Genomic DNA, 25,276 nt, shown 5'->3' with positions numbered 1-25,276 from the left:
ATTTATTTTTTAAAATAATCCGGATACCTCTCCTGCAGCACAGGCAAATTGGCTATGCTCAAATTCAGATGTTCCTTCATCAATTGGTCGGCGCGTCCGGCATCTTGGACCAGAATCGCCTCGTACATCGCTTTGTGCTGTTCGTATAAATGTTCCCAATGCGGATCGGTGGTCAGCCAAAGGACGCGGGTACGGTTGAGGTGGGCGTTCATCTGCTGAATGACGTTCCAGGTGCCCAGCTTCCGGCAACCTCCGAACAGGATATGGTGGAACTCTTCGTCCAGCGCAAACATCGCGTGATTATCGTGCCGCCGGATGCTGTCCTGCTGGCGGGCCAAATTGTCCGCGAGCGCGGTTAGGCCTTCCTCCGGAAACTGCTCGCAGGCCAGCCGGATCACGGCGCGCTCCAACTGTTCCCGCATAAACCGCGCTTCAAGCACAAGCTCCGGGTCGATCAGCGACACGCGCGTTCCGCGCTGCGGCAAAACGACCACCAGCTCCTCCTGGGCCAGCCGGACGAAGCTTTCCCGGACAGGGGTGCGGCTGACGTTGAAAGACGCGGCCATCTCTTTTTCGGAAAGCGCCGTCCCCGGCGGCAGTTCAAATGTGACGATTTGCTCCTTCAATTTGGCGTACACCGCGTTCCCGGCCGACCCCGGCTGCGAAAGCCACATGTCGTTCATTTCATCACCTCCTGAAAGTTTTTCGAAGAAAAACTGCTTCGAAAGCATGGGCTTAGTTTTGCAACAATAACTGCCATACTTGTATGGTAGTATGGCAAGCGCTGGTTTGCAAGAACATTTTTTCAATTGGAAAAATGGCTCAAAACCGAGATCAGTGCTTGACAATATAAATTATGACTTTGGCTCTAAGGTGGCTGTCTATAGCGTTCGTGTCTTGGTATCCCTGCATGCTGCTTTGCACGATTATCCCTTTAGTTCAGGGGTAGAGGGTGGGGGCTAATCAAGGTCCTTTCATTTTTTCCGGTGTCTTGCCCCGTTCCTCCCGTCAGGTCTGCTTCATTTCTCCTAAACCTCCTTCTCACAAACCTGTCTAACGATCCGAGCATGTCTGCTTCTCCCAAACACATTTTCTTCCCCTGAATTTATCTTCTCTCTGCTTCCGGATCAAACGGGATAATCATGCAAAGCGTCCGGCCAGCGGATGTTGAACTGCCGACCAACCCACCGGCCTTCCCTGTCCTCAAGCTTTCAACGCCCTTCCGATATTTCTTGCCACGATCGTTTACCGGCTTGACTGTCAAGCGCTGATTATTAGGTTGAGCCGGAAAAATCCAATAGATTTCGCTCAAACCACCTGTTTGGGGCCCCGTCGAACCGCGTCTATTGAAAATATCCAATCAAGCTGCTGCACTTACCACCCGATTTTCAGTCTAATTGGATATTTCCAATCAGAACTTCGTGTAAGAATCAAATACCAGCTACCACCGGCCAACTACTGGAACGACGAGGTCCGGGATAACCCCCTGTGTGCGTCTGCTTGTTCGGATTTTAAGAATGAGGTCACGGCCTCTCTGGGAATTTGTTCAATTCTGTTTACGTTCCGGCTAATATTTGATAATATAATTTCAACATTGAAATGTGGCATATGATTTTGAATGCGTAATTGAATACGTAAATAGTGAAACGCGATGAAGAGAAGAGTAGATAAACGAGTTCTTTTCCAGAGAGCCCCGCTTGCTGAAAAGGGGTAAAGAGTTGTTTATTGAAGAAAGTCTCAGAGCATCACATTGGAACCCGAACAGTGGGGGATGGTGTGGCAGGAGCTCCTGTTACAGAGCTAGAGTATAAGCGCCGCCGGGGGCGATGCCGTACTCGAAGAGGCTGAAATGGCGACATTTCGGCGAATTTGGGGTGGTACCGCGAGCGTAAATCTCGTCCCTAAGACCGGATCGTCTTGGGGGTGGGATTTTTTTTATTGCGCATATGGCCATACACCAACGCAGCCGGGTTGAATAGTTATTTATCAATATGTGAAAAAGACATGGGGAAAGGGTTGATACCGGATGACGCAAAAGTTGAAAGTGGGTATTGTCGGAGGAACGGGCATGGTCGGCCAGCGCTTTGTGCTGCTGCTGGACCAGCATCCTTGGTTTGAGGTGACCGCCATCGCGGCCAGTGCGAGTTCGGCGGGGAAAACGTACGAAGAATCCGTGCAAGGCCGGTGGAAAATGGCAACGCCTATTCCGGATGCCGTCAAAAACATCGTCGTGCAGGACGCTTCGAAAGTGAATGAAGTGGCCGATCAGGTTGATTTCATTTTTTGTGCGGTCGATATGAAAAAGAATGAAATTCAAGCGCTCGAAGAAGTGTACGCAAAAACCGGCACGCCCGTCATTTCCAACAATTCGGCCCACCGCTGGACCCCGGACGTTCCGATGGTCATCCCGGAAATCAACCCGGGGCATATCGAGGTGATCGAAGCGCAGCGCAAGCGGCTCGGCACCAAAACCGGATTTATCGCCGTTAAGCCGAACTGCTCCATCCAGAGCTACGTTCCGGCTATCCATCCGCTGCTGGACTTCAAGCCGACCCAAGTGGTTGTCTCCACGTACCAGGCGATTTCCGGCGCCGGCAAAAACTTTACCGACTGGCCGGACATGCTGGACAACGTCATTCCTTACATCGGCGGCGAGGAGGAAAAAAGCGAGCAAGAACCGCTGCGCATCTGGGGCAGTATCGCAAACGGCAAAATCGTCAAGGCCAGCGCGCCTTTGATCACGTCGCAATGCATCCGCGTTCCGGTAACGGACGGCCATCTGGCTACGGTGTTCATCTCCTTCGAAAACAAACCGTCGAAAGAAGAAATCCTCGCCCGCTGGCAGCAATTCAAAGGCCGGCCGCAGGAGCTCGAATTGCCGAGCGCGCCGAAGCAGTTTATTACGTATTTTGAAGAAGAAAACCGGCCGCAAACGAAGCTGGACCGCAACATCGAACGCGGCATGGGCATTTCGGCGGGCCGCCTGCGCGAAGACTCCTTGTACGATTATAAATTCGTGGGGCTATCGCACAACACGCTGCGCGGCGCGGCGGGCGGCGCCGTGCTGATCGCCGAACTGCTGAAAGCGGAAGGGTACATTCAAGCGAAATAAAAGAGGCAGTTTAGCGTCTTAACAAGAACAAACAAACGGCAGGCCGGACTTCTACAGAAGTTGCTGGCCTGCCGCTTTTATATTAGAGGGGATGTTAGCACTTTACCCGGCAAAGGCAGGCAGCTTATCCTTAGCCCTTCACCGCGCCGGCCGTGAGGCCGCTGACGATGTATTTTTGGCCGAATAAATACAGGATGAACACCGGCAGCGAAGTCAGCACGAGGTTGGCGAAAATCAGGTTCCAGTCCCGGCTGTATTTGCCGTAGAAATTGTAAATCGATAAAGGCATCGTCCAGGTGGAACTGTCGGTCAGGAAATACACCGGAATCGTGATATCGTTCCACACGGACATAAACACCATGATGGCTACCGTTGCGTTCACGGGCAGGATCAAAGGCGTGACAATCCGGAAAAAGACGCCGAATACGCTTGCGCCCTCCAGAAAAGCGACTTCGTCCAGCGCTTTCGGAATCGTTTTGATGAACCCGCTGTACAGGAAGACGCTGAACGCCGTGTTGAGCGCGGCATAGATAAGAATAACGCTCGTAATGCTGCCGTAGAAGCCCATCCACTGCACCACTCGAATCGTCGTAATGACGGACATCGGCGCGATCAGCCCCATAAAGAAGTACATGTAAATCGTACCCGCGACTTTCGTTTCCCGGCGCGCGAGAATAAAGGAGGCCGCCGAGGAAGCGACGATGTTGATGATGGACGAAATCCCCGTAATCCAGACGCTGTTCAGGAACGCCCTGGACAGTCCGCCTTCCTCAAAGACCCGGACATAGTTCGCGAACTGCCATTTCTCCGGCAGCTTCAAGGAAAAGCTAAGCACTTCGGCGCTCGTCTTAAACGAGCCGAAGATCAGAATGAGCAGCGGCAAAATGATCAGCAGTGAGGCCAGGATCAGGATGCCTTCCACGATATAGTTGCGTATGGCGAGTTTGCGCGTGTATCCCATTATTCTGCGACCTCCTTACGCCGCATGAAGATCAGCAGCGGAATGGCGATAATCGTCACGACCACGAACAGCAGCGTGTTGACCGCGGTGCCAAGCCCCCAGTTGCCTTCGCCGAAAGCCCGCATAATGATCGTGCCGACGACCTGCGAGGCGTTGCCCGGGCCCCCGCCCGTCATGACGTACACTTCCGAAAACACTTTAAGTCCGCCGATCAGCGTCAGCATCAGGTTGATATTGATCGCCGGCAGCAGGAGCGGCAGCGTGATTTTAAAGAAGCTTTTCCAGGAGCTGGCCCCATCGATTCTGGCCGCCTCGTAATATTCCTGGGAAATGGACTGCAGGCCGGCCAAATAAATGGCCATCTGAAACCCGGCACTTTGCCAAATCGACACGGCGGCGATCGTCCAGATGACGAGCTGAGGATTGGTCAGCCAAGCCTGACTGAGCGAATGCAGCCCTATCGCTTCAAACATCTGATTAATCGTGCCTTCGGTGCGCAGCATCGGCGTAAACAGGATGCTGATGACAAGAATGCTGAGAATGGAAGGCGAATAAAAAAGCGCGCGCAGCAGGTTTTTCGTTTTCAAGCGCATGTTTAAAGCGACCGCCAGCAAAATGCCGATCACGTTTTTGCCGACGACGGTGACGACGGCGAAGATGACCGTATTTTTAAGCGCCAGGGTAAGCGTTTTGTCGGAGAAAATTTTGCTGAAATTTTCCCAGCCGATAAAGTGAATATCCAGCCGGTCCAGACGCCAGTCGGTAAAAGAATAGTAGAACCCTATAACCGCGGGGACTACGAAAAAGATTGAGTAAATCAGAATGGCAGGCAAAATCAGATAATACGAGTATAGGTTTTTCATTGTTTTCATGTTCTCACACCCCCATCCATAGCCTGGGGCAGCATAAAATCCCCCGGATTTTATGCTGCCTGTTTATATCGTCGTCCCTTAGAAGCCGGGAAGCTCTTTATCTTTCATCAGTTGGCTGAATTTTTCGTCCCAGGCTGTAAGCACTTCTTCCGGCGTCAAGCCGCCCGCGAATTGGTCCTGCAGCAATCTGTACAGCTCGCTGCGGTCGACCAGCATGTAAGCATCCGACGTCAGTACGGTTTTCTTCGGTGTAATGTAATTGTCGACGATCTCTTGCTTGTATTCCGGCAACTCCGGCGTCGTTACGTCGCTGAGGTTGGACACGTAACCTTTGGAATCGACGATTTTTTGCGCGACTTCCTTCGAGGCCATAAAGTCTAGGAATTTCTTCGCTTCCGCCATATGCGGAGCTTTCTTCGGAATGAACAGCTGGCCGCCGAGCGGGCTTGCGCCAAGGCTGGCGTCCTGCGAAGACGGGATCGGGAACACGCCCAGCCGCATGGAAGGATCCTGCTGGGCCACCCCTTCGATCAGCCAATCGCCCATAAACATCATCGCGACTTCCTTGTTCAGGAATTTGCCGACCGCCATGTCGTAGCTGTCGCTGAGCACGTCGGCGTTGGTGTAGCCTTTTTTGTACACTTCGTACTGCTGCTGCAGGAACGTTTGGAATTCCGGAATATCCGACCATTTCCGCTTGTTGCTGTTCAGATCTTCAAAGAAGGTCGGATCGTTTTTGGCTACGAAGTCGGCAAACGCGGCAGCCGGCCAGATGTTGGCGGCCCAATTGTCTTTGTATGGCATAAATACCGGCGTAACTCCGCTTGCCTTGATCTTTTCGCACACGGCCAGGAATTCGTCGAAGTTTTTCGGAATCGACAGGCCCAGGTCTTCAAAAATCTGCTTGTTGTAAACGACCCCCTGCATGCCCGTGTCCTGGCTGACATGGAAGCTGTAAAGATGGCCGTTGGCCGAAAGCACGTCCTTGTTGACGATCCGGCTGGCCCAAGGCTCGTTGTCGAGAATTTCGAAGTTCCGCTCCAGATTCAGGTCGGTCGTGGCGCTCGCCAGGTTGTACTGGATAATGTCCGGCGTCTCCTCAACGGCCAGTTTGGTCTGCAGCACCGTCGTCGTCTGCTCGGCAGGGATGAGCTGCAGGTTGACGTGAATGTTCGTTTTTTGCTCAAATTCGTCCAGCAAATCCTGTTGGATAAACGCCGAATCCTGCGAGCTTTTGGAAATAGCCAGTTCGATCGTTACTTTTTTGCCGCTGGCCCCGTTTCCGCCGTCCTCCCCGCCCGCCGCGCTGCCGGAGCCGTTGCCGCCCGATCCGCAAGCCGCCAGTGAGATGGACAGCAAGCTTGCCATGGCAAGTAGAGTGATTTTTTTCTTGCGTTTGCTGTTCATTTGAATCCCCCCGTAAAATCGTTGGTTATGAATCCGTTTACAACTTGATTATAAATTTTGGCCGAGGTAAGGTACATGTCTGTAGATGACAGTTGATGTGTAAAATTCTGAACTTGAAACCGTTGTCATTTTGCAAACGAACATGGTACAGTTAGGACGAGTCTAGGAACATCACGAGCTGCATCCTGGCGGATGGAGGAGGCGAACCGGCAGCCATGATTGGAAAAATCGTACCGCGCAAATATCAGTTCAGCCTGCAAACGAAGGTGTTTCTCACGTTTGTCGCCCTGCTTCTGTTTGTGCTTGGCTGCTTTACCGTTTACGTCAATCTGATCGTGGTCAAGCCGCTGAAAGCGAAAACGGTCGGCGAAACGCAGATGACCGCGGCCAAAGTCAGCGAGCAGGTGGATGCTTACATCGACGGTCAGAACCAGCTGTCGCAGCGTATTTTGTCCAGCAAGGATATTTTTACCCTTTTGGATAAAGACCCGGCGAACGGTGTCGAAATGTTAAACCGCACGCGAAAGCTTAGGGATACGATGTTTCAGGCGATCGGGCCGAGCATGGCGATCAAAGACATGATCATTTACGACAGACAAGGCAACCTGCTCGTCTCTTATATCGGCACTCAGCGCAGTCCGCTTTCTCTGGAATCCTATCTGGGAAAAAGCGGTCCGGGCGGGTGGTGGAGCGGCAGCGGATTTATGTTGACCCGCGAGGGGGACACGGTATCGTTTATCCGCGCGATCAACAACCAAAACGGCAAAGTGTTCGGTTATCTTTCCATTCAAATGGATCAGCCCTATATCGAAAAAATGACCAAAGGGATCGCCGGCGGAGCGGTGTATATCCTTGACGGGCAAGGCGTGGAAATTACCCGCACCAGCCGTGATACGGATCATGCCGTACTGACTGGAGGGTTGACCGGCGATGGTGTTTACGTTGACAAATTCAACAACTACGTGGCTTATTCCCAATCGGCAAAAACCGGCTGGACCACTTATATCGTGACGCCCAAGAAAGCGGTGCTCGGCCCCGTCAATTCGGTGCAATACATTTCGATGCTGCTGATAACCTCGCTTATTGTGGTTTCTTTCGTCTATATTTTTCTGTCGACGCGCAATCTGCTGCTGCCGATCCGCAAGCTCCGCAGCCAGATTTGGCGCATTAACTACAGCAATATGAAGGTCAAGGTTGACAGCCGGCCGCAAAACAACGAGCTGATCCTGTTGAACGAAGCTTTCCAGGATCTCATGGAGCGGCTGCAGGAATCGATCGAACGGGAGAAGCTGGCCTTGCACGAAGAGGTCAAAGCGCGCAATTCTGCGCTCCAGGCCCAGATCGCCCCGCATTTCATCCATAATGTCCTTTATTTGATCAGCATCGCCGCCCAGGAGGGTAAAACGGAGGTCGTGTCCGACATGTGCAAACACCTTTCGGACAGCCTGCGTTATATCGTGTCGTCGCCTTACGCCCATGTGACGCTGGCCGATGAACTGGAGCATACGAGACACTACTTGTCCCTCGTTCAGCAAAAATATGAGGACGATTTGGAATGGGAAATTGAAGCGGACGAACTGTCCCATGAAATCCAGCTGCCGCGGCTGGTTATCCAGCCTTTTGTGGAGAACTGCATCGAGCATGCGTTCACGAACACCGATCCTCCCTGGCGGATCAAAATTACGGTGAAACAATTTAACGGGCTGTGGGCCGTCGAAATCAAAGACAACGGGGACGGCTTTCCGCCGGACAAAATCCGCGAAATTTTGGATAACATTGAGCAGTCCGCTGGGGGTGTGAGCGAGATTCAAAATCATCGGTCGGCCATCGGAAACATGGGGATCGTCAACAGTGTGGGGCGGCTGAGGCTGATGTATCAGAATCGGCTGTTTTTCAATATTTTCAATCATTCGGACGGAGGAACGGGCGCTACGGTGCAAATCATCGGATCGCTGACGAAGGATTTTTACTGAGCATGAGAGGAGGGGTGGGCGATGTATAACGTGATGATCGTGGAGGACAGCAAGCCGATATTGCGGAACATAAAAACGCTGCTGGAATCTATGGATTTGCCGATCCGCATCGCGGCGACGGCGACCAACGGGGAAGAGGCGCTGAAGACGCTGCGGCGGGAACCGATCCATCTGCTGCTGACCGATATCCGGATGCCGAAAATGGACGGACTCGCGCTGATTGAGCAGGCCAAGCTGATCAGTCCGCAGCTGAAATACGTGCTGATCAGCGGGTACAGCGATTTTGAATATACCCGCAAAGCGTTGAACCTTCAGGTGTTTGACTATTTGCTGAAGCCGGTGGAGCGCGTGCAGCTGGCAGAAGTGATGGACCGGGCGATCGGGGAGTTGAACAAGCGGATGCCCGGCGATGCGGCGATGTTGAAAGATATCGTGGCCCCAGGTTATTACGCGGATTTGCGCCTGGATGACGATTTTCATCATTATGCGAAGATGATGCTGATCCTGCGCAGGCAGCCGTTTACGGCGGGGGAAGCGTGTTGGACGCGGGAGGAGGCTCAGCAGGGTTTAACGGAAGTTTTCGCCCCGCATCGCTGCTGGGTTTTCCCGGCGCAAACGCCGAAGCAGTTTCTTGTTCTGACGAACAGGTCGGTGCTTGACATGTACTCCTCGGTTTATGAGTGCCTGGAATCGGCCCGCCGCCATTTGCACGCCCGCGGCATGGACGTGATGCTTGGAGGGCAGGTGCTGTCCCCCGAGCCGGAGAAGCTGCCGGAGCTGTACCATCGGGTGTCGGCCATCTTGAATGAGCGGCAGCGGATCATGAAAGGGGGAGTGTTGGATACAGGACTTCCTGTTTCTGATCTGGAGCCAGGGGAAGGCGGCATGGAACCGCAGGTGGCGTCCGGTTTCGCGGACATGATCAGGGGGCGCCGCAAGGAGCAGTTTGCGCTTAAACTGATGGAACAACTGGCCAAATGGGGAGAGGAGAACGTCCGGCTTGCGGATCTGGAGCGATTTGTCGGGCTGCTGGTCGATACGTTCGCTCATTTGTATGAGGAGCGGGGCACGGCCCTCCGGCTCGGCCTGGAGGTGAAAGCGAAGCAGCTGTTCGAGGCGGAGAGCTACGGCGATTTTGGCCGTGAGCTGCTGGAGTGGACCAGGCAGTGCTTCGATATGCTGCAAGCGCATAGCCGAAAAAGCGGCGAGGAACTGTTTGCGCAGATGGACGAATACGTGAAAATGAATATGTATTCCCAGCTGTCGGTGGTCGATATCGCGGCGAAATTTCATGTAAGCCCTTCCTATGTCAGCCGAGTGATCAAAAAATTTACCGGTGCCACATTCGTGCAGTACTATACTGGCCTGAAAATCAAAGAGGCCTGCAGGCTGATGGCCTGCAAGCCGGAAATGAAATTCAAGGAGCTGTCGGATCTGCTGTCGTTTACCGATCAACACTATTTCTCCAAAGTGTTTAAGGAGTACACGGGATACAGCCCGACGGATTATAAAGAGCAAATTTCCGCCAGCAGCTCATAGGAGCGCAAACGAGCCTTATGATCGTAGACTTGCGCGGCTACGATGATTTCGTCGGCATTCGTTTGCTCGAGGATCAGCTGCAGCTGATCGCGCACCGTGGACGGCGAGCCGATCGCGGAGCAGCTGAGCTGCCGCTCGATCAGCGCTTGCTCCTGCAGCGACCAGTCGAGGTGGTCGACCGGCGGGTTCAGCTTTCCGGTGCGGCGGCGGATCAGGTTGAGGAACTGCTGCTGCTGCGATGTCGCCAGCCGCCGCGCTTCTTCGTCGGTATCGGCCACGATCACGTTGACGCCGATCATCGCGTATGGCTCCGCCAGCACTTCCGAGGCGCGGAAGTGGCCGCGGTACAAATCGAGCGCCGGGAGCATATAATCCGGCGCGAAATGGCTGGCGAAGGCAAACGGCAGACCGAGCTGGGCTGCCAGCTGCGCGCTGAAGCCGCTGGAGCCGAGCAGCCAGATCGGGATGTCCAGGCCTTCGCCGGGGATGGCCCGCACCGCCAGCGAGGAGCCGGGTGCGGGCCGGAAGTAATTCCGGAGCTCGGCGAGCCGCTCCGGGAAGTCCTGGCCGTCGCTGCCCGGACCGCGGCGCAGCGCCTGCGAGGTCGCCGGGTCGGAGCCTGGCGCCCGCCCCAGGCCTAGATCGATCCGCCCGGGATATAGCGACTCCAGCGTGCCGAACTGCTCCGCTACGACGAGCGGCGAATGGTTCGGCAGCATAACGCCGCCGGAGCCGACGCGGATCTTGGCCGTGCCGCCGGCGATGTGGCCGATCACGACCGCCGTCGCCGAGCTGGCGATGCCGGGCATGCTGTGGTGCTCCGCCAGCCAGTAGCGGTGATACCCCCACGCTTCGGCGCGTTGGGCCAGGTCAAGCGAGTTCCGCAGCGACTCGGCGGCCGTGCTGCCGACGGTGATCGGGGCGAGGTCCAAGATGGATACAGGAATATCGGATAAACGACCTTTCCGGTCATGAGATGAATTGGACATGAAGCAAGTCTCCCTTCATATTCGGATAACAAGCTTCGTACAAAAGTTTTTGAACGAAGTCTAATTTTTATTATAACGAATTTGAAGGAAAAGGGCACAAAAGCCCATGCGGGAAACGCATGAGCGGTATCAGACTAGTTTTAAAAAAAACGCAGTATTAGCGGCGAACCTATAACAGAACGGCTGTAAATTGGCAGGTTACTAAGTTACTAGGTTACTTGGTACTCTCCTCCTGCACTGACATTGCATTAACGCTTACACAAAATCTCCGGTACACTTTGCAGGCGGGGATTGCGTCACGCCGGAATTCTAACGGATGTATCAGCCGCTATTTTGCGAAAAAAGCCCCTTTCTAAATTTTAACGGTTGTGAGCGTCGTTATTTGCTCGATCTGAGCCCAAATAGCCGAGTTTTAGCGAAATAAGCGCCATGGCAACCGTTAGAGTTTGGAAATCGGCTTTATTGGTGCAAATAGCGGCTGTGGCAACCGTTAGAATAGAAACGCTACCCTTAGAAATGCTCCCTCTAATGCTCCCCTTCATAAATAGCGGAAAATAATTCCGCTATTTTCTCTATCGCGCGAGGAAATCGAAAAATAGAGGAAAAAAATGTCGCTATATTCGGGCAGAGTGGCGGTATTTGGTAGCAAATCCAAGCATATGGGGAAATAGCGACATAAAACTCCCCTATTTCAGAACAGGAACTAGAGATTCTCAACATAACGCCCCAAATTACCGCTATTTTTCGCCAAGCCCTCCGAAGGGAGTCCGCGGAACCAGCAAAGGGTCACGTGGAGCGGCAAGTTACCGCAATGATCATGATGACGGAGCGATGACAGCCGCCGTCCTGCCCCCATCATGTCGCCATCCTCCCCCCAACCCAACAAACCCCCGGAGCCATCCGCTCCGGGGGTTCTTATCAACAACATTCAGCCCTTCACCGCGCCGGCGACCACGCCTTTGACGATGTATTTTTGCAGGAAGATAAACACGATGATCGAAGGCAGCACGGCCATCACCATGGCGGTCATCGCGTACTGCCAGTCGGAGGTGTATTGTCCGACGAAGGTGTACGCGGCCAGCGTCAGCGTCTTGGTCGTCGGCGAGCCGTTGACCATAAGCAGCGGGAGCAGGAAGTCGTTCCAGATCCACATCACGTCGATGATGATGATCGTGGTCGTGACCGACTTCAACAGCGGGAAAATCACGCTGAAGAACAGCCGGAAGCCAGAGGCGCCATCGATCGTGGCGCTTTCGTCGATTTCCTTCGGAATCCCCTTCACGAAGCCGTGGTAGATGAACAGGGCGAGCGGAGCGCCAAAACCCCAGTACAGAATGCCCAGCCCCCAGGTGCTGTCGGATAGGTGGAAGCTTTTGGCCATTTGCAGCACCGTCAGCATGATTGACTGGAACGGAATCAGCATCGGCATAATGCAGAGCATATAAATGATCGAGCTGGCTTTCGATTTCGTGCGGGCCAGCTTGTAAGCGGCGATGGAGGAGATCAGGATGATCCCGGCCAGGCCAAGAATCGTGATGACCGCATTGTTCAGGAACAGCCGCGGATAGTTGATGAATTCCCATACATAGCTGTAGTTCTCGAAAGCGAGCCGCTTCGGCAGGGCGATGACATCGGTCATGACCTCCTGGAAGCTTTTCAGCGAATTGATGATGGTCAGGAACAATGGGTACAGGAACAAAATGGACAGGAGAACCATAACGATTTCCAGGACGAGACGCCCCGCTCTGTTTTTGGTCATTATGCCTCAACCTCCCTGCGTTTGAAGAGTGTCAATTGAATAATGGTGATGATCAGCACCGCCACGAACAAAATCAGCGCTTTGGCCGTACCGTAGCCGTACAGGTTGTTCTGGAACGTATCGCGGTAGATGTCGTAAGCGACGCTGTACGTGGTGCCGCCGGGACCGCCGCCCGTCAGGGACAGAATGACATCGAATACCTTGATCGAGTTGGTCAGCGCCATGAACACGGAAATGGTGATCGACGGCGCGAGCAGCGGCAGCGTGACGTTGAAGAACCGGCGGACCGGTCCGGCCCCGTCGACGGTGGCTGCCTCCTTCAAATCGTCTGGAACCGATTGCAAACCGGCGATGTAGATAACCATGTAGAAGCCGATCGATTGCCAGATTGAGACGAACAACACAGAGATAAAGGCCAGTCCGGGTTCACCAAGCCAGCTTAGCGCGAAGACCCCCCAGCCGGTGCTTTGTCCCAGCGATTCGAAACCTTGCATGAAAATGAACTTCCAGATAAAACCGACGATCACCAAGCTGAGGATGTAAGGAATAAAAAACGCGGCTCTCAGCCAGTTGGTCGTCTTCAGCTTCATGTCCAGCACAAGCGCCAGCAAAATCGCCAGCACATTGATCAGGACGATGTAAAGAATCATGTATTTGACCGTAAACCAGGCGGCGTGCGTAAAGTTGGCGTCACCCATGAAAATCTGTTTGAAGTTATCAAGGCCGATAAATTTCGGATGTTTCGAGATCCCGTTCCATTTGGTCAGGGAGTAGCGAATGGTCATAATGAACGGATAGTAGAATACAGCGATCACCGAAATAAGGATCGGCAGCGTAAAAATCCCGAACTCCAGCTTCTCGGCCCGTTTTCTCCCTAGTCTCAACATAAAGCACCTCTTTTTCGCAACAATAGTTTATATAAGGTGATTCGGCTATAATGATTATAAATCAACCGTTTTCACGCCAAAATGGATTTAAGAAAACAGTTAAGGGTAAAAACGTGAACTAGCGTTAAGCACGGGTCATGACTAGTCATAGAAAAGAGGCCACCATGTTCAGCCGACTGAAACGTTTGGCATTATCGCTTAAAGACCGGGTTTCGCGCCGATTGGTCAATAAGCTTATTTTGCTGTTTACGACGATTATTATTCTTGTGGTAGGCTCGCTGACCGTTATCTCCTATCAAATGATCGAACAAGAATCGGTAGACCACAGCATCGCCAGCACGACCAACAATTTGAAGCTGGTGAACCAGAACCTCGAGGATTATTTGTCCGGCATCGAGCAGTTGTCCCTGCCGCAAATCCGCTATGACGAGATCATCCGGGCGATTATGCTGGAGGAAAACGATTATTCGTCCAAAATGTATCTGGAAAATTATTTGCGGAGCCTATTCTACTCGCGGGACGATCTGGAAAGCATTTATTTCTACCTCATCGATCAGAAAAAATATTATTCGATCACCCGCGAAGCCTATAACATTACGGTCCGCGTCAGCTACCAGGAGGGCATTCCCGATCAGCCGTGGTACAAGCAGGCCATGGAGAGCCCGCACAACCGGTCGTTCCAATCGTTTATCGTTCCCGGGGCCAAATCGGGATACGCCATGAACGCGGAGCCCGGCTTTATGGGGTATCACCGCGTGCTGCGCTCGCTCGTCTCCCGCGATCCGAAAGCGGTCATTTCCTTCTATATAAAACCGACCGGCAAGAACGAAATTTTGCAGGATATCCCGTTTGAAGAAGGGGAGCATCTGCTGTACCTCGATGCCGACAACGTGCCGTTTCATGTCGATGATCCGGAATTTCTGAAACAGGTGGAGCACGCTCCCTGGCTCAGCCAAATTGGCAAGGACGGCAGCACCCAGCCGCTGACCTGGACCAGCGAGGACGACACGAAGTATCTTATTGTATACAACGTGCTCCCGGACGAAGGCTGGAAACTGGTCAAGCCGATTCCTTACCGCAACATTTACGCCGCGGCGACGACGACGAGGGATTTGAGTTATCTTATCGGGGGCATTTTTTTGCTGATTTCGGTCGTCCTGGTCACGCTCCTTTCGAGTGCGATCACCAGACCGCTGAAAGACTTGTCCTATGGGATGAGACGCTTCAGCGAAGGCACGTTCGACGCGGAAATCCCGGTCAAGGGCAGGGATGAGATCGCCTATTTGTCCAGGCATTTCAACCGCATGGTGCGGCGGACCAACGATTTGATCAATGAGCGTTATAAGATGAAGCTGGTGGAGAAAAACGCGATTTTGAAAGCGCTCGAGGCGGAGATCAATCCGCATTTTCTATACAACGCGCTCCAGGCGATCTCGACCAAAGCGCTGAAAAGCGGGGACGACGAGGTTGCCGATATGGTGGATGCCTTGGCCTTGACGCTAAGATACTGCATAAGCGGGAAAGATATCGTAAACGCTAGGGAAGAACTCAAACATATCGATCGTTATCTGGCATTGCAAAAAGCTAGATTCGGCAGCCGCCTTCAGGTAACGATAGAGTGGGACGAATCGTTGATGGAGCTGCAAATTCCCAAGCTGTCCATCCAATCCCTGGTGGAGAATTCAATCAAGCATGCATTGGAAAAGGTGTCGAGCGCCATCACCATCGTAATTCGCGCGGAACTGGCCGATACGCATGCGATTATTTCCGTGCAGGATAACGGGCCGGGGATTTCCCAGGAAAGGCTGGAGGAGATCCTGAAATCGTTTCACGCCGAATGGGAGGACCACGAGGGCGAAAACATCGGGCTCAAAAACCTGTACACGCGCCTCAGGCTGCTTTATGGCGAAGACGCCGATTTGGTGGTCCGCAGCGGAGACAGCGGCGCGGAAATGCGAATGATGATACCGCGGGGAGGCAGCAGCCATGTATAAAGTATTGATAATCGACGATGAAGAACCGCTCCGTGAGGCGATCCGGATTCTAGGGGATTGGGAAGGCCTTGAAGTTGACGAAGTGCTGGAGGCGACGGACGGCAAAAGCGGGCTGGCCATGCTGGAGCGGCACAAGCCCGACCTGGTGATGGTCGATATGAAAATGCCCGAGCTGAACGGCGTCGAGTTCTTAAAAATCGTGGAGCACGATTACCCGGAGCTGCTGACGATCGTGATCAGCGGCTATAACGATTTTGAGTTCACCCGTCAGGCGATTCACTCCAAGGTGTTGGACTATTTGCTCAAGCCGATTAACCGGCATGACCTTAACCAGGCGCTCCGCAAAGGCATCGATTTGCTAAACGCCAAGCGGCAGCTGCAAACCGAATCGATTACCCGCAACATTGCGTTTAATATGTCACTGCCGAAGCTAAAGGAGAAAATTTATTTATCGGTCATCGAACGAAGCTTCAAACAACATAGCAACCGGGCGTTCCTGCCGCTGATCGGGGCGGATGATCCCCTGAACCGTTTCGGCGCGCTGGTGCTAAGGATCATGAATATGGAAGCCGTCCGGGACAGCCGCTTTAACAGCGATACCGAGCTGCTTTATTTTGCCGTAGCCAATGTGGTGAGCGATGTTGCCGGAGGCGACATGCTCTGCTTCAGCTTTGCCAATCCGAAGCAGGAACGCGAGATTATTGCGGTGTATACCGCTGGCGGCGGATATCCGGAAGAAGTCGCCTTCCGCGCGGAAAAGATGATGCGCAAGATCATCAATACCCTAAGCGAACTGTTTGGCGTACAGTCTGCGGGAGGGATCGGTCCTTCAAGCCAAAACATCATGGAGCTTGCCGATTCTTATGAGGCGGCGGTTGCTTCGATTTTGGCCATCGACTTGTTAAAGCTGAAGGGGATGGCCGTAATCGGCGATAAGGGTAAAACTGCCGCGAAGGATATCTACTCCTTCACCAGCCGGATGCCGCTCCTTCGCGGGGCGCTGGAAGCCGGCAATCTCCATCATGCCAAATCGGTCATGGGCGATTTTGCCAAGAAGATCAAAGCCGCGGACGCGTTCAGCATCGGAGCGGCCGACCGGACGCTGCGCGAGATCGTCGTTCTTTTAAGCGACATGGCCTCGGGTCTTGGCGTGCCGGGGGACGCGCTGCCGCGTTCCGGCGATGAAAGGGCGCTGCGCGCGCTGGGGCTGCGGACCGATTTTGCCGGCTTCGACGAATACGAAGAAGTGCTCCTGCGGCTGACGGAGTACTATCATGAGCAAATCCGCCGCTCGCTGGCGGCCAACCGTCCGTTTCAAGTCGACGACATTAAGGAGTATATCGACAATCATTATTTTGAAGACATTAAAATTTCCATGTTTACCGAAAAATATTTCTTAAGCCGCGAGTATTTAATGAAGCTGTTCAAACAGCAGTACGGGTACGGCATCCACGAATACGTGCAGAAGGTCCGCATGGACAAGGCTAAGGAGCTGCTGGACGATCCTTCCCTAAAAATCCAGGAGATTTCCGAAATGCTCGGCTATAAGGACAAAAATTATTTCAGCAAAGCGTTCCGCAATTACTACGGATTATCGCCATCGGAATACCGGTCGAAGGAGGAGGAAGGGGTCAAAAAGTGAACTGGACGATCACTCCACTTTTTTACCCTTAAATCACCACTTATCTACATTTTTATCGCTGCACCTTTTCTTTAGAATTAGGAACATAGAACATTGCGAGTGCTTTCAAAAAGCAAGTTACAACGATAAGAAAGTGGGGGCGTTACGAATGAAGAAGAAAATCTTGGCCCTGTCGTTCAGCCTTGTGCTGCTCATGGGTCTGCTGTCCGCTTGCGGCGGGGGCGGCGGCAATGCTGCGGGGGGCGGAGCGAATGGCGCGGGTGCAGGAAACGGCGGCGCAACGGATGATTCCAAACCGGTCACGATCAACATGTTTACGGCTTCTCCGGAATATACCGACGCTTTTAACGCCTACATCGCTGAATACAAAAAAGTAAAGCCAAACGTCACGATCAACCTGGAAATCATGCAGTCCGACTATAATACGGTGTTGAAATCGAGAATCGCCGCGGGCAGCACGCCGGACGTATTCCAAACGACGGCCGGTGGAGACATCGACACGTTTGCCGAATACAGCGCGGATTTGACGGATCAGCCGCTGGCGGCAGCGATGACGGACGCCGTTCGCACCAACATGAGCTCTTCCGACGGGAAAGTGCTTGGTCTTCCGGTTAAAGGCAACCTGTTCTCGCTGATCTACAACAAAGATCTGTTTGAACAAGCCGGCATCACGACCTTCCCGAAAACGACGGCCGAGTTGGACGACGCCATCGCGAAGCTGGAAGCGAAAGGCATCAAGCCATTTGCCAACGCCTATAAAGAATGGTGGGTATGGAAACACGTATTCCAGCATTTCGTGAACGCGGGGGCTCAAGACAAGGGCGTAACGTCGAAGGACCTGGTGAACAGCTTTATCGCCGGCGACGCCAAAATCAAGGATTATCCGGTGCTTTACAACAACTTCTTTGACTTCATCGACAAAACGGTTAAACATGGCACCGACAAACCGCTGGAACGCGACAGCAACGCGCAAATCAGCGACTTCGCCACCGGTAAAGCGGCGATCATGATAGGTAAAGGCGCATGGGACGAAGAGGCGATCAAGAAAATCAGCCCGGACATTAAGATCGGCATCGCCGGATATCCGGTCAGCGACAAGCCGGAGCAAGCCACGATCATCACCGGTGCCGACCAGGCGCTGCGGATCAACAAAGACTCCGCCGTCGTCAACGAAACGATCGAGTTCTTCAACTGGCTGTACACTTCGGATTACGGCAAAAACTGGTTCTCCACGGTAGCGAAGGTCATTCCGCCGATCAAGGACGCTCCGCTTCCGGATCTGGATATGCCGAAGCAAATGAACGAAATTTTGCAATCCGAGCCTTCGGGCGATCTGGCGATCAACTACTCGCTGGATACGTTCCACCAAAAATTCGGTGAAATCATGCAAGCATACATCGGCGGCAGCAAAACGAAAGACCAAGCTGTGACCGAAATCGAACAAGCGTGGGTGCAACTGGGCTCCGCTCAATAAACCGGCAAAATCGGTGATTCCATCCTTCTTAACTCAGCACCGGGTGGTGCTGAGTTAAGTTTTTTTGGGGGAGAACGCCCCGCGCCGGAGAATCAATAAGAAACGGTAATTCGCAATCATCGATTTTTAATATAAGGAGGTACTTATTCTCATGTCCCAACTTATTCATATTCAGGAAAACGGCCTTCACCTGGTGCTGGAGGTCACGCCGGAGCAAGATGTGCGGCTGCTGCATTTCGGAGCGGGGGAACTTCGGGAAGGAGTGATTTCCAGCGGGCAAAAACCGGGCTTTCGGCTGATGGAGCTGCAACTCACGGGTGAGGACCGCGCGGAGTATCACGGGCGGACGCACCGGGCGACGTTCCCAGGGCTGCGTATGCGGTACGAGGCGCATGACGATACGCGTAATGAGGCCGGCCGCAAGCTGGAGATCGCGCTGCGCGATCCGGAAACATCGCTGCGGGCGGTGCAGCATGTTCAATTTTACGATGGCGTCCAGACGGTCCGGGCCTGGGTGACGCTGAGCAATGAGGGATCTGAGGAGTTGGGCGTAGAATATGTTTCCTCGTTCGCCTTAACCGGCCTCGATAAGGAAGGCACGCTTGACCGCGACGAAAAAATAGCGCTGTCCATCCCGCACACCGGCTGGCAAAGCGAGCTGCAGTGGCGCACGTACAGCCTGCCGGAGCTGGGCATGTCGCATTTGACCGACCGCAGCTCCAAGCGGATTTCCTGCAGCAATACCGGCTCGTGGTCGGCCGCGGAGCATATTCCGATGGCCGTGCTGGAGAACCGGGAGGCCGGAAGCAGCTTGTTTTGGCAGATCGAGCACAACGGCTCCTGGCATTGGGAGATCATCGATCAGAGCGATTTCCTGACGCTGCTCATTAGCGGGCCGACAGAGCACGATAATCATTGGTGGGTTTCGCTCGCGCCGGGCGGGGAGTTCGTCAGCGTGCCCGTCGCGGTGGGCGCCGTGATCGGCGGGTTTGAGGAGGCGATCGGGCAGTTGACCGCGTACCGCCGCCGGATTCGCCGCCCGAACGCGGACAATCGCGATTTGCGGATTATTTTTAACGATTACATGAACTGTCTCTGGGGTTCGCCGGCGACCGCCAAGCTGCTGCCGCTGATCGACGCCGCGGCCGAGGCCGGCTGCGAGTATTTCTGCATCGATGCCGGCTGGTACGCGGCAGGCGAATGGTGGGACGGCGTGGGCGAATGGATGCCGTCGCCGGAACGCTTCCCGGAGGGCATCAAATACGTGCTTGATTATATTCGCGGCAAAGGGATGGTTCCGGGGCTATGGCTTGAGTTGGAGGTGATGGGCATCAACAGCCCGAAGCTGGCCGATACAGATGACAGCTGGTTTTTCATGCGCCACGGGCGGAGAGTCAAGGACCGCAGCCGCTATCAGCTCGATTACCGGAACCCGAAGGTGGCCGCCCACGCGAACGAAGTGATCCGCCGCCTGGTGGAGGATTACGGCGTCGGTTATATCAAAATGGACTACAACATCAACGCCGGGATCGGTACGGAGACGGATGCGGACAGCTTCGGCGATGGCCTGCTCCAGCACAACCGCGCTTATCTGGCTTGGCTCGACGGTATTTTTGCCCGCTACCCGGACCTTGTGATCGAGAACTGCTCGAGCGGCGGGATGCGCATGGATTACGCGATGCTCAGCCGCCAAAGCATTCAGTCGACGAGCGACCAGGAAAACTACGTGAATTACGCGGCCATTGCTGCCGCTTCGCCTTCGGCGTTAACACCGGAGCAGTCGGCGATCTGGTCTTACCCGCTGCGGGAAGGCGACGACGAAGAGATCGTGTTCAACATGGTGAACGCGCTGCTGCTGCGGGTGCACCAAAGCGGACATCTGGCCGAGCTCAGCCCGCGCCGGCGGGAGCTCGTGAAGGAAGCGCTGGATTACTACAAGACGATCCGCAAGGATATTCCGCAGGCGCTGCCGTTCTGGCCGCTCGGGCTGCCGAAGCAGCAGGACGATTGGATCAGCCTGGGGCTGCGCCGCGGGGACTCGGTTTATTTGGCCGTGTGGCGGATTGCCGGCGAGTCGCCTGATCGGACGCTGCCGCTCCCGGCGCTGCGGGGAGAGCAGCTCGACATCCGCTGCGCCTACCCGCAAGGGTTCGACTGCTCGTGGAGCTGGGACGCCGAGAAGGGCGAACTGCAGGTGACTTTGCCGAATGTGAAATCCGCGCGTCTGTTTGAAATTCATCCGAAACAGCAGATTTAAAGATTATGCGTAATAGAAGCGAAGACGTGTTCAGGCAGGCCTTTTGAGGCTAGCTGAATACTAGCAGCACAGGGCCGGCTAAAACCGGCGCTGTGTTGTTTTTTTGACATTATTGAATTTATAAAATATCGGGCATGGTAGAGGGCGATGCGCAGGTAAAGAGGGGAGGAGAAGAGGGACATGGGGCTAAGGGACACCAGAGCCGTTATTTTCGGAAAAACGGGAGTTTGCAAAATGTAACGGACACAGATGACCTTATTTACTTCAATTCGTCCTGGATGAACGGGTTTAGAGCGAAATAGGGTCGCCTGTGTCCGTTAGGCTGGGAAATACCCGGGAAATGGGCGGATAAGGTCGCTGGTGTCCGTTAGAGCAGCGTCCAAAGTTTAGGAAGAGCCTCCAATCGTTCCAAAGCAGAAGTCAGAGCCACTAAAGGACGCCGTCAGGCGTTTTTGTTATTTGCTTTATCCTGAACGCGGCCCTGGCGGCATCTCCCGTACGCGGCAATTATGGAAGGTGGCAATAAGCCATTTATCCCCCTGTCTAAAGATAACATTCGTATTGATGGACCCTCTATCGTTAGGATCCTGTGCGGGATCAGCCAACTTTACTTCCCCGCTCCCGTGGACAACGGCAAGTAACATAATCAGCGTCTTCCGTAAAGCATTCCCCGTAAGCGGCCCCGTTGCCGTTGTTCCACGCCGCGTTAAGCGCTGTAAAAAGTTCTCTGATAGCACCCGGGTCTTTTTCCCGATTTTCCATACTTGATCCTGTCCTTTCCATTAGGGATTGATGATTTGCGACCAGAGACAAAGACCCGAACGACCGGAGAAAGGTACTGGTCAAAGCCGTTTCCGAAAAAGCGGAGCTGATCCCGTCTTTATTCGATTCCGTGTTAAAGGCCACCCAGGGAATTGCAGCTCGTTATAATGAACAGGAGAGCCGGATCATTCTTGATTTCCTCAAACAATGCAACGCCATGACATTAGAAGAAATGGACAAATTAAAAATAGAATAGCTTTTAACGATTTTGAAATATTGACATGAAACCAAAAGGTTTCTTAAAATAGATATTAAGAAACCTTTTGGTTTCATTAAAAATTAAAAAGCGAAAGGACGAACATCATGGATCAAACCAACAACCCGAATCATCAGGCCAATCATCCGAATCATCAAGCCGGAGGAAGCGGAGCGCTCCCGGATATCCGCCATACGATTATGCTGAACGCACCGATTTCCCGGGTGTGGGAAGCTGTTGCCACTTCTGAGGGGATTGCGGCCTGGTTTATGCCCAACGATTTTCAGCCGGTCGAAGGCTGCGAATTTCATCTGAACGCCGGCCCGTTCGGCAACTCGCCGTGCAAAGTAACGCTGCTGGACCCGCCGCATCGCCTGTCGTTTAACTGGGGCAAGGACTGGACGCTGACGTTCGAACTGAAGGAACAGGGCGGTCAGACGGAATTCACCCTGATCCACGGCGGCTGGAGCGCGGATCAAGTGACCGAATTTGGCGAAGCCCACGGGCTGGTGCGCGGCCGGATGGACCAAGGCTGGGCCGGACTGGTTCAGAAGCTGGCCGCTTACGTCGGAGCGTAACGATGGAGAGCGCTGCCGCGAAGCATGACGTCTTTCAGGCGATCGCCGACCCGACGCGCCGGGAATTGCTGCGCCTGCTCGGCGACCGGGAGCTGCCGCTCAAAGACATCAGCGGCCGCTTCCCGATGAGCCGCACGGCGGTCTCCAAGCATCTGCGCGTGTTGGCGGAGGCGGGCCTGGTCCAAGAGCGCAAGGTAGGGCGCGAAACCCGCTACCGGCTGGACGCCGACCCGCTGCTGGAGTTGAAGCGCTGGCTCGATTACTACGAACGATTCTGGGAGAACAAGCTTTCCATGCTCAAGCATTACGTGGAATCCGAGCCGGGGCAATCGGCGGAAGGACCTAAGCTGGTGGAAACGAGCGAGCTTAAGGCAGGACAAACAGCAGGGGAAAAGCCGGGGCAGGCGGACGGGCTTATGCCGGGGCGTAGGGAAAGCGAATAAACGGGTTCGTGCGCTGAAATAGCGGTAAAAAAGGGCGTTATTTTGACCGGACATGCGAAAATGGCACGAATAGCGGAATTTTATGTCGCTATCTTTGCAACTGCCTGACGAGAGCGGCAAAAAGGAAGGTCACTCTAGAAATAGAGACAAAAAATTCCGCTAAGCCTCGAAAATGAGGCGAAAAGGTGCGGATAGCGACATAAATTACCGCTATTTTTGGGGAAGGGTTGCCGATAGCGGGAGCCGAAGGGCATCCCCAAAAAGAAAACTGCAGCTTTTTCCCGGTTCGGCTTATGGTATATAATGGGTATGGACTTCATACACCTAGAACAGTTTTGTGCAAACATGTCCGCTAGAGCCATGCTACCAAAACGCCTTAGGAGGTTGTAGTCAATGAAGTATACCAGTTTGGGAAGAACCGGGTTGAAGGTGAGCCGTCTTTGCCTGGGCACGATGAATTTCGGGCCGGCGACGGAGGAGCAAGAGGCGTTCAAAATTATGGACGCGGCGCTTGATGCCGGGGTCAATTTTTTTGACACGGCCAATGTGTACGGCGGGGCTGAGCACCGGGGGCGGACCGAGGAGATCATCGGCCGCTGGTTCGCGCAAGGCGGGGGCCGCCGCGAGAAAGTGGTGCTCGCCACCAAGGTGTACGGCCCGATGGACGATCCGCTGGATGGACCGAACGGCGAGGCCGGCTTGTCGGCTTATAAAATCCGCCGCCATCTCGAAGCTTCTTTGCGGCGGCTCGGTACGGATCATATCGAACTGTACCAGATGCATCATATCGACCGCAATGTCACGTGGGATGAGCTTTGGAACGCTTTTGACGTCGCGCAACAACAGGGGAAAATCGGCTATGTCGGTTCAAGCAATTTTGCCGCCCGGGATTTGGTCAAAGCCCAGTATGAGGCCAAAGCGCACGGGGCGCTGGGTCTTGTCTCCGAGCAGCACAAATACAGCCTGTTATGCCGCCTGCCGGAGCTGGAGGTGCTGCCCGCGGCCGCAGAGCTGGGCATCGGCGTGATCCCTTGGAGCCCGCTGGACGGGGGCGTTCTCGGCGGCAACCTGAACCCGCAGCCGGGCTCCCGCACCGAGAAGCAGGCGGAACGGATCGAAAAGCTGCGCCCGCAGCTGGAGCGGTTCAACAGCCTGTGCAAAGAGCTGGGCGAATCCGCAGCAACGGTGGCCTTGGCCTGGACATTGGCCAACCCGGCCGTCACGGCGCCGATCATCGGGCCGCGCACGCTGCAGCAGTTCGAAGAGACGCTGCGGGTTGTCGATGTGGAACTGAGCGAAGATACGCTCAAGGCCATCGACGAAATTTTTCCGGGCCCCGGCGGGGACGCTCCGAAAGCGTACGCTTGGTAATCTGCGGTCTTTCATAACATGCAAAGAGGCAGTCGAACGATCGGCTGCCTTTCGTTTAATTTTGCGGGCTCGCGGGAGTGGATTTTCGGGAGGTGAGGTGTGAAATGCTTCGTTATGCCAGAGGCTCCGAAGTGGGGATGGACGTATTGTTCGTCGCTTTTCGGCGCGGTTTTTCGGATTATATCATTCAATTCAAGTTGGACGAAGCCAATTTTGCGGCCAAATTTTTTGGCCCGGAGGGGAACCAGAGGGAGCATTCCTTCGTCGCTTTGGACGGGGAAGAGGCTGTCGGGATCGTCCTAGGCGGCGTCAAAATGTACGAATCGGTCAAAACAATGCGCTGCGGGGCGCTGGCCGTTAGCCCGGAATACCGGGGCAAGGGCGTCAGCGGCAAATTGATGGATCTGCACCGCGGAGAGGCGGAGAAGATGGGGTGCCGGCAGCTTTTTCTCGAGGTCATCGTCGGGAACGACAGAGCGATTTCTTTTTATCAAAAACGGGGGTACCGCAAAGTTTACGACCAGCATTATTATACGCTGACCGATGCGGCCAGGCTTGGCTCCCCGCCGGTCCCGGAGGGCTGCCGCATGCGGCGGCTGGCGTTTGAGGAGTTTGCCGAGGCGGTTAACGCCCGCAAATATTTTCACGTGAACTGGCAAAATGATCTGGAATATCAGCAGCTAAGCGAAGGGAACGTGTACTTCGGCATCTTCCGAAACGATGAGCTGGCCGGCTGTCTGAGCGTGAACGGCTCCGGCAAAATCAACATGCTGCTGGTGGATCGCCGTTATCGCGGCAAAGGGATCGCCTCCCATTTGCTGGCGGCCGCCCGCGATGAGCTGGGGATTGCCAAATTTACCGCGTCCACCCCAAGCAATGCGCTGCTGGAAGGTTTTTTGGAGCGGTCCGGGTTTATCCGGGAAAGTTTGCGTCAATATGAAATGTACCTGCCATTGGGGAGTTGACACTCCCCTCGTTTATCGTTTATGATGTAGACCGA

The 25,276-nt window shown here is 54.2% G+C and carries 18 protein-coding genes and 1 other annotated feature; of the genes, 11 read left to right on the top strand and 7 right to left on the bottom strand.

Annotated features, from left to right (window positions below; genetic code table 11):
* Nucleotides 1-2 precede the first annotated feature (2 nt).
* Nucleotides 3-683 (bottom strand): GntR family transcriptional regulator, encoded by a 681-nt coding sequence (locus tag EHV15_RS05940; RefSeq protein WP_128630433.1) that lies wholly within the window; start codon nt 681-683, stop codon nt 3-5.
* Between the two features lie 959 nt (nt 684-1,642).
* Nucleotides 1,643-1,906 (top strand) — a binding site (T-box leader).
* A 120-nt stretch (nt 1,907-2,026) separates the two neighbouring features.
* On the opposite strand from EHV15_RS05940, the gene asd reads away from it, so the two are divergent.
* Nucleotides 2,027-3,112: an aspartate-semialdehyde dehydrogenase gene (gene asd / locus EHV15_RS05935; protein ID WP_128630432.1), complete on the top strand. Its 1,086-nt coding sequence runs from the start codon at nt 2,027-2,029 to the stop codon at nt 3,110-3,112.
* 130 nt (nt 3,113-3,242) lie between these two features.
* Here asd and EHV15_RS05930 read toward each other — a convergent pair whose 3' ends face one another.
* The 3 genes from EHV15_RS05930 to EHV15_RS05920 all read right to left on the bottom strand — a co-directional run bounded on the left by EHV15_RS05930 (nt 3,243) and on the right by EHV15_RS05920 (nt 6,352).
* On the bottom strand, nt 3,243-4,073 hold the full coding sequence (locus EHV15_RS05930; RefSeq protein ID WP_128630431.1) for a carbohydrate ABC transporter permease: 831 nt from the start codon (nt 4,071-4,073) through the stop codon (nt 3,243-3,245).
* Nucleotides 4,073-4,945, bottom strand: a complete 873-nt coding sequence (locus EHV15_RS05925) for a carbohydrate ABC transporter permease (protein WP_128630430.1) — start codon at nt 4,943-4,945, stop codon at nt 4,073-4,075. The genes EHV15_RS05930 and EHV15_RS05925 overlap by 1 nt, the downstream gene beginning before the upstream one ends.
* 78 nt (nt 4,946-5,023) lie before the next feature.
* Nucleotides 5,024-6,352 (bottom strand): ABC transporter substrate-binding protein, encoded by a 1,329-nt coding sequence (locus EHV15_RS05920; RefSeq protein WP_128630429.1) that lies wholly within the window; start codon nt 6,350-6,352, stop codon nt 5,024-5,026.
* Between the two features lie 215 nt (nt 6,353-6,567).
* Between EHV15_RS05920 and EHV15_RS05915 the strand changes: the two genes are divergently transcribed.
* Both EHV15_RS05915 and EHV15_RS05910 read left to right on the top strand, forming a co-directional pair.
* Nucleotides 6,568-8,325 carry a sensor histidine kinase gene (locus EHV15_RS05915; protein WP_128630428.1) on the top strand — a complete coding sequence of 586 codons (1,758 nt, stop codon included), beginning with the start codon at nt 6,568-6,570 and terminating at the stop codon, nt 8,323-8,325.
* A 21-nt stretch (nt 8,326-8,346) separates the two neighbouring features.
* Nucleotides 8,347-9,864: a response regulator transcription factor gene (locus EHV15_RS05910; protein WP_128630427.1), complete on the top strand. Its 1,518-nt coding sequence runs from the start codon at nt 8,347-8,349 to the stop codon at nt 9,862-9,864.
* Here the strand turns inward: EHV15_RS05910 and EHV15_RS05905 are convergent.
* From EHV15_RS05905 to EHV15_RS05895, 3 genes are all read right to left on the bottom strand, one after another.
* Complete coding sequence (locus tag EHV15_RS05905) at nt 9,831-10,853, bottom strand: LLM class flavin-dependent oxidoreductase (RefSeq protein ID WP_128630426.1); 1,023 nt, start codon at nt 10,851-10,853, stop codon at nt 9,831-9,833. The two genes, EHV15_RS05910 and EHV15_RS05905, sit on opposite strands and share 34 nt — an antisense overlap.
* 928 nt (nt 10,854-11,781) lie before the next feature.
* Nucleotides 11,782-12,612: a carbohydrate ABC transporter permease gene (locus tag EHV15_RS05900; protein ID WP_128630425.1), complete on the bottom strand. Its 831-nt coding sequence runs from the start codon at nt 12,610-12,612 to the stop codon at nt 11,782-11,784.
* The gene (locus EHV15_RS05895) at nt 12,612-13,499 is read right to left on the bottom strand and encodes a carbohydrate ABC transporter permease (RefSeq protein WP_128630424.1); all 888 of its coding nucleotides are present in this window, start codon (nt 13,497-13,499) and stop codon (nt 12,612-12,614) included. Before EHV15_RS05895 ends, EHV15_RS05900 begins: the two co-directional genes overlap by 1 nt.
* Nucleotides 13,500-13,663: 164 nt before the next feature.
* Here EHV15_RS05895 and EHV15_RS05890 point away from each other — a divergent pair, with 164 nt between their 5' ends.
* The 8 genes from EHV15_RS05890 to EHV15_RS05850 all read left to right on the top strand — a co-directional run bounded on the left by EHV15_RS05890 (nt 13,664) and on the right by EHV15_RS05850 (nt 25,241).
* Nucleotides 13,664-15,493 carry a cache domain-containing sensor histidine kinase gene (locus EHV15_RS05890; RefSeq protein ID WP_128630423.1) on the top strand — a complete coding sequence of 610 codons (1,830 nt, stop codon included), beginning with the start codon at nt 13,664-13,666 and terminating at the stop codon, nt 15,491-15,493.
* Nucleotides 15,486-17,135: a response regulator transcription factor gene (locus EHV15_RS05885; protein ID WP_128630422.1), complete on the top strand. Its 1,650-nt coding sequence runs from the start codon at nt 15,486-15,488 to the stop codon at nt 17,133-17,135. Before EHV15_RS05890 ends, EHV15_RS05885 begins: the two co-directional genes overlap by 8 nt.
* A gap of 148 nt (nt 17,136-17,283) precedes the next feature.
* Entirely contained in the window at nt 17,284-18,609 is a 1,326-nt protein-coding gene (locus tag EHV15_RS05880) for an ABC transporter substrate-binding protein (RefSeq protein ID WP_128630421.1), read from the top strand.
* Nucleotides 18,610-18,760: 151 nt separating this feature from the next.
* On the top strand, nt 18,761-20,866 hold the full coding sequence (locus EHV15_RS05875; RefSeq protein WP_128630420.1) for a glycoside hydrolase family 36 protein: 2,106 nt from the start codon (nt 18,761-18,763) through the stop codon (nt 20,864-20,866).
* Nucleotides 20,867-21,991: 1,125 nt separating this feature from the next.
* On the top strand, nt 21,992-22,462 hold the full coding sequence (locus tag EHV15_RS05865; RefSeq protein WP_128630419.1) for an SRPBCC family protein: 471 nt from the start codon (nt 21,992-21,994) through the stop codon (nt 22,460-22,462).
* Nucleotides 22,463-22,464: 2 nt separating this feature from the next.
* Nucleotides 22,465-22,905 carry an ArsR/SmtB family transcription factor gene (locus EHV15_RS05860; protein ID WP_128630418.1) on the top strand — a complete coding sequence of 147 codons (441 nt, stop codon included), beginning with the start codon at nt 22,465-22,467 and terminating at the stop codon, nt 22,903-22,905.
* 393 nt (nt 22,906-23,298) lie between these two features.
* On the top strand, nt 23,299-24,276 hold the full coding sequence (locus EHV15_RS05855) for an aldo/keto reductase (protein WP_128630417.1): 978 nt from the start codon (nt 23,299-23,301) through the stop codon (nt 24,274-24,276).
* 104 nt (nt 24,277-24,380) lie between these two features.
* The gene (locus tag EHV15_RS05850; protein WP_128630416.1) at nt 24,381-25,241 is read left to right on the top strand and encodes a GNAT family N-acetyltransferase; all 861 of its coding nucleotides are present in this window, start codon (nt 24,381-24,383) and stop codon (nt 25,239-25,241) included.
* Nucleotides 25,242-25,276: the final 35 nt, after the last annotated feature.

Origin of the sequence: Paenibacillus oralis, assembly GCF_003863965.1 — a bacterium.
Taxonomy (GTDB): Bacteria; Bacillota; Bacilli; order Paenibacillales; family Paenibacillaceae; genus Fontibacillus; species Fontibacillus oralis.
Note: the sequence above shows the minus strand (reverse complement) of the source record. Positions and strands in the feature narration are given on the sequence as shown.

Coding starts and splice junctions, on each gene's coding strand:
- EHV15_RS05940 (WP_128630433.1), bottom strand. CDS start 683: ATGAACGACATGTGGCTTTCGCAGCCGGGGTCGGCCGGGAACGCGGTG.
- asd (WP_128630432.1), top strand. CDS start 2,027: ATGACGCAAAAGTTGAAAGTGGGTATTGTCGGAGGAACGGGCATGGTC.
- EHV15_RS05930 (WP_128630431.1), bottom strand. CDS start 4,073: ATGGGATACACGCGCAAACTCGCCATACGCAACTATATCGTGGAAGGC.
- EHV15_RS05925 (WP_128630430.1), bottom strand. CDS start 4,945: ATGAAAACAATGAAAAACCTATACTCGTATTATCTGATTTTGCCTGCC.
- EHV15_RS05920 (WP_128630429.1), bottom strand. CDS start 6,352: ATGAACAGCAAACGCAAGAAAAAAATCACTCTACTTGCCATGGCAAGC.
- EHV15_RS05915 (WP_128630428.1), top strand. CDS start 6,568: ATGATTGGAAAAATCGTACCGCGCAAATATCAGTTCAGCCTGCAAACG.
- EHV15_RS05910 (WP_128630427.1), top strand. CDS start 8,347: ATGTATAACGTGATGATCGTGGAGGACAGCAAGCCGATATTGCGGAAC.
- EHV15_RS05905 (WP_128630426.1), bottom strand. CDS start 10,853: ATGTCCAATTCATCTCATGACCGGAAAGGTCGTTTATCCGATATTCCT.
- EHV15_RS05900 (WP_128630425.1), bottom strand. CDS start 12,612: ATGACCAAAAACAGAGCGGGGCGTCTCGTCCTGGAAATCGTTATGGTT.
- EHV15_RS05895 (WP_128630424.1), bottom strand. CDS start 13,499: ATGTTGAGACTAGGGAGAAAACGGGCCGAGAAGCTGGAGTTCGGGATT.
- EHV15_RS05890 (WP_128630423.1), top strand. CDS start 13,664: ATGTTCAGCCGACTGAAACGTTTGGCATTATCGCTTAAAGACCGGGTT.
- EHV15_RS05885 (WP_128630422.1), top strand. CDS start 15,486: ATGTATAAAGTATTGATAATCGACGATGAAGAACCGCTCCGTGAGGCG.
- EHV15_RS05880 (WP_128630421.1), top strand. CDS start 17,284: ATGAAGAAGAAAATCTTGGCCCTGTCGTTCAGCCTTGTGCTGCTCATG.
- EHV15_RS05875 (WP_128630420.1), top strand. CDS start 18,761: ATGTCCCAACTTATTCATATTCAGGAAAACGGCCTTCACCTGGTGCTG.
- EHV15_RS05865 (WP_128630419.1), top strand. CDS start 21,992: ATGGATCAAACCAACAACCCGAATCATCAGGCCAATCATCCGAATCAT.
- EHV15_RS05860 (WP_128630418.1), top strand. CDS start 22,465: ATGGAGAGCGCTGCCGCGAAGCATGACGTCTTTCAGGCGATCGCCGAC.
- EHV15_RS05855 (WP_128630417.1), top strand. CDS start 23,299: ATGAAGTATACCAGTTTGGGAAGAACCGGGTTGAAGGTGAGCCGTCTT.
- EHV15_RS05850 (WP_128630416.1), top strand. CDS start 24,381: ATGCTTCGTTATGCCAGAGGCTCCGAAGTGGGGATGGACGTATTGTTC.